The organism is Moraxella sp. FZFQ2102 (assembly GCF_024137865.1).
GTDB lineage: Bacteria > Pseudomonadota > Gammaproteobacteria > Pseudomonadales > Moraxellaceae > Moraxella.
In genome coordinates, this window is sequence record NZ_CP099960.1 from 335,784 (window position 1) to 351,403 (window position 15,620).

Here is a 15,620-nt window from a genome sequence, read left to right on the forward strand (position 1 = left end):
GTAAAAATATAGTTAAAATCACCGATTTTGTTATATAATTCCAAAATATACAAAAATCGACCGCGAAATTTCCAAATCTAGATGATTGTAAAACAAAATAACCGTTTTCGCAATTTTAATTTATTTATAAAATGGCAGTATTTATATAAACTATGTGATAAAGTATTGATTTGCTTGAAATTTATGCAAAATTTCTGCTTTTATTTAGATAATATTTTCATACAATTTAAAATAATTTATAAAAAGCCACGAATACCGCTGATGGCGATCGCGCCGTGCTGTTTTGCGGTGATATTATCACACAAGGATAACCCACCTAGGGCGATCGCAGGCATACTTAATTGACTTGCCAATTTTTCAAAACCATCCCAACTCAGTGCAGGCGCATCAGGATGGCTTAAAGTCGGCAGCACAGGCGAGACTAAGCCAGCCAGTACGCGCGCGTTAACCGCCAAGCGATTAGCGCGCTGCACTTCTACTTCATCATGCACACCCAGTAGCAATCGCACATCTTGTGGTATGTCTTGTGGTATATCTTGTGTTAAGCCAAACGCCACATCTTCACATTGCGCCAAAGTCTTAGCAGATATTTTCACCACCACGCCTGCCATCTCATCTTGATAAGCGCGGTACAGCCCATCACCGGCAATCATCTGCACATCAGCGCGCTTACTTCTCATCGCGCGATAAATCTGCATGGTGGTCACAAGATCAGCCTGTGGTCGCAGATAAAACCATGCATGATTTGGTAGCTTATCTACATAATAATTAATAAATTCATCAATACCTGCAAAGTGCGCTAATGCGTGTGAAATGATGATCTGTGATGGCATGGATAACCAATCTATAATCCGAACATTTGCCTTAGGCAGCCTATCAGCACTTGCTAATAATTCTGATAATCCAAGCCAATGCAAACTTTGCCCTTCTGTGCCATGTGTGCGATGTCGAAACTCTTGGTATTGATGATTATTTAAATTCGCTTGATAAATATGCAGCTCAACAGATTTATCAGGATAATCATGACGAATAACGCCAAAACGAACCAACTGGTCGGTTTGCAAATCCAAGCCAATCTCTTCTTGCACTTCGCGGATGAGTGCTGATGGTGCTGATTCGCTCTGTTCAATCTTGCCGCCGACAAATTCAAGCTTACCGCCTTGGTGCTGATGAGCCTTGCGCATCGCAAGCAAAAACTCATCCTTATGGCGAATGACTGCCACTGCGACACGGATAATTGGGTTAGTGTGGGGATTTTGCAATTTCATAAATACTTTAAATTCAATAAGTTATAGACTTTTTTGATAAATTTTCTCAATAATGGCAATTTGGATTTGCAATTTATCAAAAATCTGCTATCATAAACAAAAATGATAATTATTATTGTTTGATAAGATTTATCATGAACAATCGCAAGAATCTGCTTAATCAGCAGCAGTTTTAGTTTAGCTTTTCGGCTTGGGAAAATACCCAATCCCCGTACACAAGGAAATTTGCCATGACTATCTCTATCGCGCGTTATTTTAGCAATCGCACGCACAGCCATTTGCCGACGCTGTATTCACAAAATCTGTTCGCCATGACCAAGGAAGTGCGTATCGAACATCAGGGTGAAGAATATCGCTTGCGTTTGACGCGCAACAATCGCTTGATCTTGACCAAATAACCATTTGATTTATATAAACTTTCTCCAACTTAAAAAGCACTGCTTGCATGGGCGGTGCTTTTTAAGTTTTGGGTTTTGGAAAAATGAATTTTTGGGTTAAAACTTCCAACGATAAATCACATCCACCATATTTTCAGCAGCACTGGTCGCTTCGATATATACACGGCGCGTCAGCTGGTAGCGCATCGATAGACTGGATTCGGCATTGAACACGCCAACGCCATAGCGGATGTACAGATCAGGCGTGATATAGCCTGTGACATTGACATTGGTATCGCTTGCGCTGCCTGATGCATCGATGGTCAGGCTTTGCAAGCCAAGCGCTTGACCGATTTGATTGGTTAGATTGCGCGTGCCAGATAGCCCTAAGCTTAAGCCTGCTGCCGCGAGCTGATTGGTGACTTGTGAGCGGAAACCCTGCTCGGTGATTTGTGAGTCGGTGGTTTCGTTAATCCGCCCTGTCACCAGTGCATTCATCGCTTGCTGTTCGGTCAAACCTGCGTCATTAAACACCGTAATATCAGGCTCATTCGCCGTGCCACGGATACGCACACCAATGGTCTGCCCTTCGATTTCTTTTTCACCTTCGATCGACAGATACGGATTGAGCATATCGCCATTAAAGCGAATCTGTGCGTAGTTGAGCTCAAGGTTTTGCCCAATGCCATCAATAGTCGTACGCTTGGACACCTGCACCACGCCCAGCGCACGCATCGCACCTTGTCCTGACTGCGTCAAATGCAGCGCACCCGCCAAAGGCAGCGTCGCGCCAAGTCCGCGAAACTCCACTTGACTGCCCAGATCGACACCGATATTGGCATTAATATTCCACGGCTCAACCACTGACAAAATCTGCTCGACATTGCCCGTGATACGACGGTCAAGCACGGTCACATCAGGCGATTCGCTGACGATGTCGGCTGTGGTCTCAGGCGGTCTCAATGTCGCTACAGGGATACTGATCACCCCTTGTACATCGACATATTTGGATAATGGCTTGACGATGATCTCAAGATCAGGATCGATCTGTGCCACCACCAATGGCGGCTGTGCGATGGATAATTTCTCGCCAGAGATGCCCAGTTTGGCTTGTACTTCATCCGCCCAATCCAGCGCACCATCAAGCCTGCCCGTGCCATCACCACCTTTAAAGCTGCCTTCTAAAGTCGCATTAGTGCCGCGAATATTCATCACTGCATTGATGTCAGTCAGTGGCAGTGGCACGCCTGCGATGCTAAGCGCGCCATTGTCTAAATTGGCATTACCAAAGAATAATGGCTTGGACAAAGTACCGCCCAGACCGCCAGCGAGTGCCACTTTACCTGTCAAGGTCTGAATACTTGGGAAAAATGGTCGCAATACCGCAAGGTTCAAATCATCCATCACCAGTGCGCCAGAGATCGGCTTATTCTCTTGATAGGGATTGATCACGATATCGGCATAGCCCTTACCTGCTGTGCCTGTGACATCGGTGCGGATTTTTAGCCCTTTTGCGACGCTTTGGGCGATGATCGAGAAGCGTTTATACGGCATCTCGACATAGCCTGTATCTTCTTGGGTCAGCCCTAATCGCCCATCATCCGAGTACAGCACGGCATCAACCACAGGCTCAGCGCCTTGTCGCCATGATACCTTAGCATGACCATTCAGCATCGATTGCCATTCGATGTCACTTGGCAAGGCAGCTGAGAATACTTGAGTGTCAAGATTTTGAATCACGACATTGACATTGCCTGATGTCGGTGTGTAGCTCAGCGTATCTTGTAGGCACAGTACGCCCACGCCATCATCAGCAATATGCGCCGACTGCCAACAATGCGCCGCTATTTTCAGCGCGCCATCATTGAGCCCATAGCGAAACTCGGCAGGCTGTCGCTGTGCCATCGTGCCAAAACGACTGGTGATATGGCTATCATCCAACACCCCTGTATAAGCCATAGTCTCGCGATCAAACGAGCCATGCACTTGGCTTGCTGCTTCGATGTCGCCGCTCTGGGTCTCGACAGACAGCAGATGATCACTCTCTGTGCCCGAGAAATCAAGGCGCGCAGATTTGATCACCTTACCCATGACAATGATGTCATTACCCTGCATGAGTAGCTGACTTGGGCTATTGCCAAGGTTATTGATTTTGCCGATCGCTTGTGCATTTTGGATCACAAGGCTTGGCGCGCGCACTTGGGCGGCACTGACATCGATGTATAAGGTTGGCAAGGCATTGTCATCATTGATCAAAATCACGCCGCCTTGGATACGCCCTGCTGCTTGGTTGATGATTTGGGACAAATCAACGATATTGACACTGGTGGTCAGCTGTGACTCATCGCCATTCATTGCCACATAGTTTTCGCCGATTTGTACTTTTAGATTATTGGCGTCAAGTTTGCGGATGATGCTTTGGGTTTGGCGCGCGTTATTATCAATGCGATTACGCAAGCTGATCAACTCTTCGCGCGTGCGTGGTCGGCGACTGGTTTGTTTAATGCGATCGATGTAGCCTTGGATGTCTTTTGGCAAGGCAAGCTCAGCATACAGCGAGCCTGTGGCAGATAGTGGTCTGCCATTGAATACACCTGTGATCGCCAAATTCTCAATCTGCACAATCTGACGCACACTGCCCCAATCGCCCGACAAGCGTACTTTGCCTGTCATATCACTGTCGATACCTTGGACGAACGCCCCAAGATCGAGCGCCGCCATGTCTGCATCCAGTGCCCATGCCGCGCCATTATTCAGATCAAGCCAACCGGTCGCATCAACACGCCCTGCATCACCATCATGATGTAAGCGTTTGATTTCAAAGCGGTTATTCTTACCTGTCGCATTAAAAGCAAGCGTACCTGCTGGCAGTTTATCATTGATCACTTGACCATCAAAGCTCAGCGCCACATCTGCTAAGGTCTCATTGCGATACACACCGCGACTTGCCACATCACCGCTGATGATCGCTGCCAAGCTTTGATCTGTAACCAAGGCTTTGGTATTGACTTCATCTAGGCGACCTTTGATATCCCAACTGATACCATCGCGTAAGCCGACATCACCTGCGATCGATACTTTGCCTTGATCATTGACAAGGGTCGCACGGCTAAAGCTTAGCTTATTCAGATCACCTGCCACGCTCACACCGATGTCTGCCTTGCCAAGCTGTGGCAGATAAGCTTGGGTCAATTGTCCATCAAAATCCGCTCGCAGCGCGGTGATCTCACTACCATTAAGCACCAGTTGCGATGTACCCGCACCGCTTAGCTGCACCGTCTCACCTGTCGTCATCACCGCCGTCAGATCACTGTCGGTGATGGTGATGTCATGTAGGCTGTTCTTGCCATCATCACGCATGATACCGCGTGCGACCACTCGCCCTGTCACTGTGTCAAATGGCGTCTGTTCAGGTGTATCAAAATAAGCATTGGGCTTGATCGGCTCTGCGATGGCATCGATCTGCCAAGTCATCGGCTTGGTCGTGGTGGCAAAGTCAAGCTGACCTGTGCCGCGCAGCTTACCGATCACTCCTTGATAATCAAAGCCTGTCAGATAAACGCGCTCACCTTTATCGATATTCGCTGCCAAGACATAATGACCAGCAGGCGCGGCATTGAGCGCATTGATATTTGCATCAGCTGTGATGAAAGTACGCCCTTCTTCTAGGCGCAAGCTTGCCTGTCCGATGCGACTGTCGATCACACCGATCTGCGGAACATCGCTGCGTTTGAAATTCAGCCAATTGGCATCGATCAGCCACGGCATATCAGGCGATGATTGATTTTGGCGCAAGGTGGCACGCACGATCTCGCCATCTTTTTGGGCAAGGCCAAATTCAAAGCGCGTCTCATTATTGGTCGTATCAAGCAGGCGGTATTTGACACCGAGCGTGCCATCGAGCGACTTAGGTAGATAAGCTTGATAATCGCGGTATTCAGCAGGCATCGCCGCGCGCACATCAAAGCCATTACCTGCGATGGTCGCATCAAGCTCATATTCATCCGACCATTCCATCTTACCTGTGGCGGTGAGTGCGCCATTTGGTGTATCGGCGTGCAGATAAGGAATGTCCATACCGCCATCACGCACGATACCGCGTCCACGATACCGACCAGACGGTATGTCTTTGGCGCTTAGATCGGTATTGATGCGCAGTTCGATATTTGACACCACGCCATCAGCAATGATCGTGCCATTAGACAAGGTGATGTGCTGCTCTTCAGCATAGGGCAGCAACACTTTATCAAAATCTAGGCGCGCAGAAAATGGCGAGTTCTCATCTAAGCCCTGCGCGATGAAGCTGCCTGTCACTGCTGATTGATTGTACTTACTGCTCAGCGTGCCGACCGTGCGCTTGAGCGTGCCTGTCGCCTTGACAGATAAAGTATCAAAATACACAGAATCCAGCGCGTGAATATGCACATCAGCGTTCAGATTCAGCGGATATTGTCCTGATAATTCGATCTCACCTGTAGCACGACTGACATCAAGCACATCGCCATAGCGAAGCTTGCTGTCTTCTAAAGTGATCTTCTCACCTGCCCAGGTGCCACTTTGGATATGAATATCGCTAAGCACTACAGGTTCGGCGGTGGCTTGCAGATAGCGCACTTGTCGCACGCTAGAATTTTCTAGGCGGATATCCACGGGCAGGCTGATGGTCGCATAATCAAAAGGCTCGCCTGTCGGTGGTTTTTTGTTAATGACTTCAACGGTATCAATATCTGCATTGACCAAATGCACTTGGCGCGCCAATACCGCACGCCAGCCCATCTCAATATAAGCGCGGTTAATGCTGACGGTAATGTCTTCACCTTGGGCGATCTTGACATCACTCACCCACAAGCCATCACGCAGATTACCTTCACCATAAGTCAGCGTCGTGCCAGTCTCTAGCGCGATTTTTTCGACCAAAAACTTCGTGCCCTGATCCGTGCCTGCCATATAAAATAACGCAAGCAACAAGATCATCACCGCCACCAAAGCCGCGACAATCAGACGCAGTAGCCAAATCATCCACGATGGCTGTGGACGCTTGGGCGGACGCGCATTCGGTGAGCTGCCTTGCGCACTGTTCGGTGAATTGGCGGCGTGACTTACCGCATCAGTACCGCCATCGGACTGAGTGTGTGTCGCCAAACTGTAAGCCATCGCCATAAAAATCCTTGAAATTGAATAAATTTACCAAACCTGCACGCATCACGCACAAAGTGTATTTAAATTATGTCTAAATCATGCATTCAAACCATGCATTGTAACCGATTCGTCTAAAAAGGTGAACCGATAAAAAAGTGCAGCTTAATCGGCGTGTCGTCTTCATTGACCCCTGTGGCGACATCAATACGCAACTGACCCACAGGTGATGCCCAGCGTACGCCCACGCCTGCACCGATCTTAGTATCGTTACTAAAGTCCTTATTATACGCATTACCGACATCACTAAACACCGCAAGGCGCAGATCTTTCATCACTTCATAATTATACTCAAAGCGACCCACTGCCAATGCCTGACCACCGACCAGATAGCCTGTATCTGATAATGGTGATAAGCTGTTATAATTATAACCGCGAATGCTCTGATCACCACCTGCGAAGAATCTGAGCTTATACGGCACTTTATCAAAATCCCTTGCCCAGATATAACCTGTGTCAATCCCTGCGATCAGCTGATGCGCGCGATCTTTGCCATAGGCATTATCCCCAAAACTATAAATACCACTGATACCAGCACGCGCGATCGCAAGATCTGTCTCACTGACCACACCATCTGCGCCTGCTTCGAGCGAATAATACTGCCGATAGCCGCGCATCGGATTGACCAGATCATCGGCGACAGTTTTATTGATTGCAACGCCTGCCAGCAGCGCTTCTTGGCTGACACCCCCTGCGACATAATCCACAGGTAGATCCTGCCAAGTATCTTGTGGCGCGCGACTTTCAAGCTCATCCATGCGATAGCGCAGTGAATATGTGCGATTCCAGCCGTTTTTGGTGATGATATTACGCGCCACGCCCTGCTCTAGTGTGCGCGATTTCAGATCGTATTTGCCGATTTGATCCAATGTTTCTTCGCCATAGTTCAATGACGCCACCAAGCGATCGTTCAGCGGATGGCTCAGTGGCTTAGAGCCGTAGAGTTTCACGCCTTTATCTTTTTGGGATAAGCGCACTTCTGTCCCTGCTTGATAGCCGTCGCGGTTGATCAGATTGTGCTCAAACTTGGTAATCGCACGCGCACCTGTATCTGACCCCCAACCCAGACCGATCTGTGCATCGCGCGGCTTATCACTGGCGACGAAGACATACAGCGGTACTTTTTTGTCTTGATATACTTGCTGCGGGGTTTTGCGATTGGCAAGTTCAGGTCGCTTACCATCTTCGTTTAACAGATCAAGCGTGGTGTCATCTTTGGTCTCATCAGGTAAGATGGCTTTGGCGATGCCTGAGACTGCATCACTGATACGCGCAAGGATCGACTTATCCTTCTCGGCAGTATCGGTCGGCAGCACGCGATCATCAGGCAGGTTATACAGCATATTGGCTTTTTGGGCGACTTGATCAAGCTTATCGCGGATCGCTTGGGATGCACTGAACTCAAGTGGCGCGATCTCAACGCTGATACCATCACCAAGATCCACCGTCTCCGTCACAGGTGCTGTTGGCTCTGGGGTGTCTTTGGGTGTATTTTCAAAATTCACTTCATCTTGCTTGGCAAACTTCTCAGGATACACAGGTTCGGTATTAACCGCATTAAAATACCCTGTGGCAAGCAGATCATTGGACAGTTGGCGCACCGCTTGGCGATTATAGGCATCGCCCATCTCGAAAGTCAGTAGCTTTTCTAGAAGTTTGGATTTGACAGGCAATTTATCAGGATCAGTGGTCAGTTCGCCTGTATCAGGATCAATGGTGAAAAAGACCACTTGGTCAAACTGATATTGCTGACCTGTATCATACACCAAGCTGACATCAGCGACATTATCCGGCAAGACCACATCCACCGAATTATTCAGCCAACGCCCATCCAGATAGCCTTCCTCGCCGCTCACCGTCTCGATGGCAAGCTTACTTGCTTCATACTCGCCGTGATGGAATACATCACCTGCTTGTAAGGCATTAGAATTGACCACCGCTTGATAATTTTGATTGGCCGTGCCATCGCCGCGCACTTCGATGGCGCGATTCTCGACACGCACAGGCTCGCCCAGATCATCGATGATGACATTGATCTCGCCTGCTTGCACCTTGGTGATGTGCAGCTTGACATCATAATAACCGACCGCGCGCGCTGCAGCTTGTGCCGTCTGACGCAGGCGTGCTTGCGATCCTTGAAAATCACGCACCGACTCAGCGGTGATGTCTTCTAGCGCAGCTTTGATATTTTGGTATGGTTCGTACTTGACATCTCGGCGTGACAGCTTATCTTCATTGCCTTGGTTATCGCTCAAGATGACATTGACCTTCAGGCGTGGCACTTTACTCACGCCATCATTGAACAGTCGATCATAAGTGCGGCGAAGCAGATTGGGCTTGACCACTTCATCTTCGACGATGACCACTTCATCGCCTGTCGTACGCCCTGTATCGACATATTCAGGAATGTAGTCATCAGGATTGGTGGCATCAGCATTCGCCTGATCGATGCCCAATGTCGTCAAGCTGTTCGGCGTCGGCGCAGTATTGGCGATCAGCGCATCCAGTCCGATCGGCGGCGTACCATCATCGATACGCGACACAGGCGTGTCAAGTGCGGTAGTATCATCGAAATTCGTCGGACGCAAGATTCGCTCTGGCGACTCGCGGCGCACATCACGCAGCCGCTGCTCGATCTGCTCAGGGGTCAGTAGCGATATATCCAGTGTCTGTGCGGCACTGGCATTTGTGCCGATAGCAATGCTTGCCGCTGCACCTGCCACCTGCTCTGTGCGATGACTGGCATCTACGCCTGCTGCTTGCGCTTGACTGATCGCAGACAAGCAGGCAAGCCACAGCAGCGCACGCGGTGATGGTGGCGATTTGATCGGAAACGCAAAAGTCGTATTGACAAGCTTTGGCGGCATGATACACTCACAAAAAACACAAAAGTTAAAAAATGTCAATGTAAGATTTGCATGACAATTGTCCACAATCCTTAGTAATTTTGCAAATCTAGTGACATTTTCGCTGTAAATTCCTGTATTATAACAAAACTCAAAAGGGGTTGGTTGATATTCGCCAAAAATAACTTGCTTAAATACAAGGTGTAAATCACCAAATCACTGTAGCATATTTTCACCCCAATTACACCCCGAAAACCAATTTTAGTTCCAGCAAAGTAATTTTATGGCAAGTCAGCTCTCTTTGTTCCGTCGTCGTGCATTCAACTCGATGTTTTTTACCCAATTTTTTGGGGCGTTTAATGACAATGTCTTTAAACAAGCCTTGATTTTGATGCTCACCTACAGCGCGGCTGCCAAGCTTGGCATGGAAGTCAGCTTACTCAATAACCTTGCCGCTTTGCTCTTTATCCTGCCGTTTTTTTTGTTTTCGGCATTAGCAGGTCAAATCTCGGACAAATACGAAAAATCTTGGCTGACACGCCACATTAAGCTGCTTGAAATTATCATCATGAGCATGGCGGCGATTGGTTTTATTTATGAGATTTATTGGCTGCTATTCGTCTGCTTGTTCTTTATGGGTGCGCAGTCCACTTTCTTTGGGCCGATCAAATACGCTTATCTGCCCGAAGCCATGCCAAAAAATGACCTAGTCGGTGCCAATGGCTTATTCCAAACCAGTACAAGCCTTGCCATCTTGACAGGCATGATGACCGCAGGCGTGCTGACGCAGTTGTACTTTTTAGAATATTGGCTCAGCGTTTTGACGATTTTCATCGCCATCTTAGGCTATATCGCTGCGCGACAAATCCCCGTGACCACCATCCATGCCGCCGATCTAAAGATTGATTGGAATATTTTTCGCACCAGCTTTGACATCATCAAATACTTATACAGCTTACCGCTGTTGTTTTTCATCATCATGGGTAACAGCTGGTTTTGGTTCTATGGCGCGACTTTTTTGACGCAGACACCTGAAGTGACCAAGAGCATCTTGCACGGTGATGAATCGGTGGTGATTTTCTTACTAACTTTATTTTCAGTCGGTACGGCGATCGGCTCGCTACTGTGCAAGACTTTGACCAAAAACCAAGTCAGCTTCAGGCTATTACCTGTCGGTATCGCAGGTTTGTCCATCTTTGCGGCGGCATTGTATTTCTCACTGGGCAATCTGAGCATCAGCGCCGATGCACCGATGACGCTGGATATGCTGTTTAAGATCGATGGCGTAATGCCTGTCTTTGCTGAATTATTCTTGCTTGGTCTAAGCGGTGGTCTGTACATCGTGCCACTGTACACCAGTATGCAAGCCTATGCACCAATTGAGCATCGCTCGCGTGTCGTTGGCGCGAACAACATCTTTAATGCCATTTATATGGTTGTCTCAGCGGTATTTGCGATTGTGATTTTGACGATTTTGGGCTTAAGCTTGGGTCAGCTGTTTTTGATCACTGGTATTGTAAATTTGATCTTTGGTGTGATTTTATACTTGAAATTACAACAATACAAAAACAGTCTGCCGATCAGTGCCGATGATACGCCGATGCTTGGCTAAAAGCATAAAATCGGTAAAAAAATCAACGCAACATCGCCGCATGGTTACAATAGGGATACAAACTTAAAGCGTGTTGTATAAATTTTTTACCCCATTGGCTCAAAAAATCTGCTATGATTTGAGCCAATTTATTTTTTCTTTTTTATCCTATTTTTCTAAACCGATGGACTTTATTTTATGAAAAAATTGACACTATCTCTTGCGCTTGCAGCCTTGACCACTTCAGCAGTTGCAGCGACTGGCACCTACCAAAGCCCTGCACTACGCGGTGAAATCACCCAAGCCATCAAGCCACAAGACACCATCAATTTGCTTGAAAAATCTGTCAAAGGCTTGCCAGTGCCAAGCATCAGCGTCAGCGAAGTTAAGACCATCCCAACTGTCGCTATCCCTGCCAACACATCAGGCAGCACCATTTTGGATGTCACTTTGGTCGATGAGCTGCTTGACGATGTCGCGCCAAATGCTCGCCACTACCCAACCAATTTCCCAACGCGCACCAGCGAATATTTGGTGAAACAAAACATCAAGCACCTATCTGACTGGATCGAACCATATGCCAGCGCGCCTGATGCATCGGCAGAAACGCTACTACGCGCCGCAAAAATCAACGGCATGGCGCGTAACCTAAACCTAGGCAACGACTACACCGTACGCGCAGGCAATCATATGCAAAAGCTACTACAAGTCGATCCGAACCACACCGAAGGTAACTTCCTATTTGGTATGATGCTGTCAGAATCGGGCGCGTTTAAAGAAGGTCGCAAATACCTAGACAAAGCGGTCGCGGCAGGCTACACCGAAGCAGAACAAAGCATCGCACAAGCTGAACTACTGGGCGATAACCGTTCTGGCGCACTAAAACGCCTACAAAAGCTGGCAGCAGCCCACCCTGACAATGCACAAATCGCAGAGCAAGTGCGCATCGTTGAAAATGGCGGCTACTACATTTGGAACATTCCAGATGCCAATCTGAACATCAAAGCGCCACAAACAGCGAAATAATGCGAAATCAGCGGTAAACTGATACCGTTTTTCCCAAACAATCCGTGCAGCTGCTTGTGCGGATTGTTGGTTTTTGGGCTTTTGGTTTATAATGAGAAATTGGCACTTGTCATTGGCAAGTCATTGACGCATGATCAATTTATACTCAAGGCAAAAAAAAAAGCAAAAATGGATGATGATATGAAAAAAGCAAACAGGATGAGTATGGCAAAAAAGACATTAGCAAGTGCGATATTCTTGGCACTGTGCGGCAGTATGAGTGCGTGTAGTCATTTGGCATCACCCAAACAAAATGTCTCGCAATTCGTCGAACAAGCGCGCAGCAGTATCATCACCAGTTATTCGGTCAGCGCGCTGTCGCGCAGCGCTTTGATTAATGCAGGTTTCAACCAAGACAGCTGCATGAGCGATTTTGATGCTTGCATCAAGGGTATTCATGACAGCACCTTTGAGCACAATCGCCGCGAAAATCTCTCCGTTGTTGCTGAGCTTCACTATGCCCGCGCACAGGCTTTGGCACTACAAGATGCCTGCCGCACTGAGCTTGACCGTCCGCCGATTGACCCATATTATGCCAATGCACCAAAATCCCCCGATGAGATCAAAGCCTATAAACAAGCCAAAATAAACTGCGCCAGTGAGTACCGTGAAGCCTTGTACCAGACACTGCGCTACAGTTATGCTTATCTGTTTTATCCTGAGCTTACTGGTACAGCGCGCGGCAATAGTTTTGCTAGCGAGTCCGATGTCCGCGCCCAAGATCTGTATCAGCTTGCAGTCAATGACATCATCGCGCAAGTCTATCGCTTCAAACAAGGCGCGTTCGGCGGGGCGATCGAGACGGTGTATAATCTTGACAAGCCAATCATCGAGCCGAAGTTTGATCAAGTGATCGTCGCAAAACTCACCAGCACCCAAGCCAATCAGCAAACTGATTTGATCGTGTCGATGGATAATAATCCGTATTACATCGCCAAGGTCAATGAAGGTCGTCAGCAGACCTTTTCTGAGCTGATTCCTGCTTATGATCCGCGCTTGTCCAAGCTTGATATCACATCACGGCGTGCAGGCTTGGGGGTGAATTTCGTCGGCTCAATGCAAGATCGCTACATCGCTAGCATCGCCAATAAGCTTGAAGCCAATCGCACAGACACTCTACCATCACCAGAAGACCCCAAGTATCAATCGCGCATTCATCAGCTTGGGCATATGCTGATCACTGCGGTGATCCTGCCCGAAGGCAAAAGTATCGATGAAGTGCTGCACAGTCGCAAGTTTCACGCGCATCTATTCGACCCACTGCGCCATCAGAGCATCGATGTACTTGGTACAACTCAGCCACTATCCGCCAATTTCTCAGCAGGCTATGCGCTGTGGCTGTCCGAAAATCAGCTTAAGCCGCTCAGTATTTTAAATATGCTGGCGCGCCACGAAAACGCCACACTGCCTGATCTGTATATGCTAGAGCCGTACAATCCGAACAAAAAAGTCATCATCATGCTGCATGGCTTGGCATCCAGCCCTGCCACTTGGGTGAATCTGACCAACACCCTGCTGTCCGATCCTGTGCTGGGTGCAAATTATCAAGTCTGGCAAGTGGCATATTCGACCAATTTGCCGATTTTAGAAAATCGTTATCAGATCGAAAATCTCATTCAAGCCGCCTTCAACTCAGTCGATCCGCACGCTCAAGATACCGCAAGTCACAACGCCCTGCTCATCGGTCATAGCATGGGTGGTGTCATCTCGCGTCTGCTCGTCTCTGATGATGATTTGGTGGATAAATTACAAACGCTCGATAAGACCAAAGAATACCGTCTGATCAGTAAGCTCAATGACGATCAGCAGCACGCCTTGGCATCACGCCTAAAACTATCGCGCCTGCCACAAGTCGATGAAGCGGTGTTCATCTCTGCGCCGTTTCGCGGTACAGACTATGCCGATCGTTGGTTTACGCGCACGGCACGGCGGATCATCAGCTTGCCAATTGGTCTGACCCAAAAAACCATCGATGCACTCGATAAGGTCAGTAACAGCGCGAATAAAGATGGCTTGGTCGGTTCATTATACCTACAAAATGGTGCAAGTCAGCTGTCGGATCGCTCGACATTCGTCGCATTGACAGGTGATGTCAAGATCAATCCTGCCGTCAGATATCATACCATCGTCGGCGATCATAAAGGCGTGATGGATGGTGATTTGATGTCGTCAGGTGCGGCGGTCAGTGACAAAATCTCTGATGGTATCGTGCCTTATAGCAGCTCACATTTGGACGGTGCTGCGAGCGAAACCATCATCACAGGCAGTCACAATATCCACGAAAGCCCAAAAACCGTGCTACAGCTGCGTAAGATCCTGTATCAGCACATCAAATCGCATGAATGATATATAAAAAGCTGATTTTTATCAGTTTATCAAAACCAAAAAAAATCCCTAAGCCATTGACAAGCTTAGGGTTTTTTATTAATTTGATAAAGGATTATTTGCTTTTTAATACCGCAAAAATCTCATCACGCACGGTGTCGATAGCTTTTGTGCCATCAAAGTCGTGATACGCAGGGGCGTTCTCGCCTGATTGGGCGACTTGTTGATAATGACCAATTAGGGTTGCAGTCTGTGTATGATAGACCGACAGACGGTCACGCACGACTTCTTCTTTGTCATCGTCACGCTGTACCAGTGGCTCACCAGTCACATCATCGACGCCTTCGACTTTTGGTGGGTTATACACCACATGATAAGTACGACCTGATGCAAGGTGCGCACGGCGACCCGACATACGGCTGACGATTTCATCATCAGGCACGCTGATTTCGATAACAAAATCAATATCCACGCCTGCTGCCGCTAGTGCTTCTGCTTGTGGAATCGTACGCGGAAAACCATCAAAAATACAGCCGTTAGCACAGTCTGGCTGACTGATACGCTCTTTGACCAGATTGATAATCAGCTCATCAGACACTAGCTGACCTGCATCCATGACACTCTTGGCAAGCTTACCAAGCTCCGTGCCTTCTTTGATGGCGGCTCGTAGCATATCCCCTGTTGAGATTTGTGGAATGCCGAACTCTTTTGAGATAAGCTGTGCTTGAGTGCCCTTGCCTGCACCTGGTGGGCCTAATAGAATGATACGCATCATAATAATTCTCCGAATGTTGTCATGAATGGCGGATAGTCGCCCGATTGCCCTAGCTACTATAAAGCACGATGCCAAATTGTTCAAGTAATTTTATGACAAAATCTAATAAAGTGTGCGATTTTTGTGAACTTATCAGTTTATAATAAATATATGTTATAAATAATAAAAAACTTGCAC

At 47.8% G+C, this 15,620-nt stretch carries 8 protein-coding genes; 4 read left to right on the top strand and 4 right to left on the bottom strand.

Going from position 1 to position 15,620, the window contains the following annotated elements; genetic code table 11:
• Positions 1-236: 236 nt before the first annotated feature.
• The gene (locus NGM44_RS01580; protein ID WP_253223940.1) at positions 237-1,268 is read right to left on the bottom strand and encodes an NUDIX domain-containing protein; all 1,032 of its coding nucleotides are present in this window, start codon (positions 1,266-1,268) and stop codon (positions 237-239) included.
• Between the two features lie 230 nt (positions 1,269-1,498).
• Here NGM44_RS01580 and hemP point away from each other — a divergent pair, with 230 nt between their 5' ends.
• On the top strand, positions 1,499-1,666 hold the full coding sequence (hemP, locus tag NGM44_RS01585; RefSeq protein WP_253223941.1) for a hemin uptake protein HemP: 168 nt from the start codon (positions 1,499-1,501) through the stop codon (positions 1,664-1,666).
• A 96-nt stretch (positions 1,667-1,762) separates the two neighbouring features.
• Here hemP and NGM44_RS01590 read toward each other — a convergent pair whose 3' ends face one another.
• Both NGM44_RS01590 and NGM44_RS01595 read right to left on the bottom strand, forming a co-directional pair.
• The gene (locus NGM44_RS01590; protein WP_253223942.1) at positions 1,763-6,805 is read right to left on the bottom strand and encodes a translocation/assembly module TamB domain-containing protein; all 5,043 of its coding nucleotides are present in this window, start codon (positions 6,803-6,805) and stop codon (positions 1,763-1,765) included.
• Positions 6,806-6,915: 110 nt separating this feature from the next.
• Entirely contained in the window at positions 6,916-9,708 is a 2,793-nt protein-coding gene (locus NGM44_RS01595; protein ID WP_253223943.1) for an autotransporter assembly complex family protein, read from the bottom strand.
• A 262-nt stretch (positions 9,709-9,970) separates the two neighbouring features.
• Between NGM44_RS01595 and NGM44_RS01600 the strand changes: the two genes are divergently transcribed.
• The 3 genes from NGM44_RS01600 to NGM44_RS01610 all read left to right on the top strand — a co-directional run bounded on the left by NGM44_RS01600 (position 9,971) and on the right by NGM44_RS01610 (position 14,689).
• On the top strand, positions 9,971-11,299 hold the full coding sequence (locus tag NGM44_RS01600) for an MFS transporter (RefSeq protein WP_253223944.1): 1,329 nt from the start codon (positions 9,971-9,973) through the stop codon (positions 11,297-11,299).
• A gap of 177 nt (positions 11,300-11,476) precedes the next feature.
• The gene (locus NGM44_RS01605) at positions 11,477-12,304 is read left to right on the top strand and encodes a M48 family metallopeptidase (RefSeq protein ID WP_253223945.1); all 828 of its coding nucleotides are present in this window, start codon (positions 11,477-11,479) and stop codon (positions 12,302-12,304) included.
• 198 nt (positions 12,305-12,502) lie between these two features.
• The gene (locus NGM44_RS01610; protein ID WP_253223946.1) at positions 12,503-14,689 is read left to right on the top strand and encodes a triacylglycerol lipase; all 2,187 of its coding nucleotides are present in this window, start codon (positions 12,503-12,505) and stop codon (positions 14,687-14,689) included.
• A gap of 94 nt (positions 14,690-14,783) precedes the next feature.
• On the opposite strand, the gene adk is transcribed toward NGM44_RS01610, so the two are convergent.
• Positions 14,784-15,440 carry an adenylate kinase gene (gene adk, locus NGM44_RS01615; RefSeq protein ID WP_253224592.1) on the bottom strand — a complete coding sequence of 219 codons (657 nt, stop codon included), beginning with the start codon at positions 15,438-15,440 and terminating at the stop codon, positions 14,784-14,786.
• Positions 15,441-15,620 lie beyond the last annotated feature (180 nt).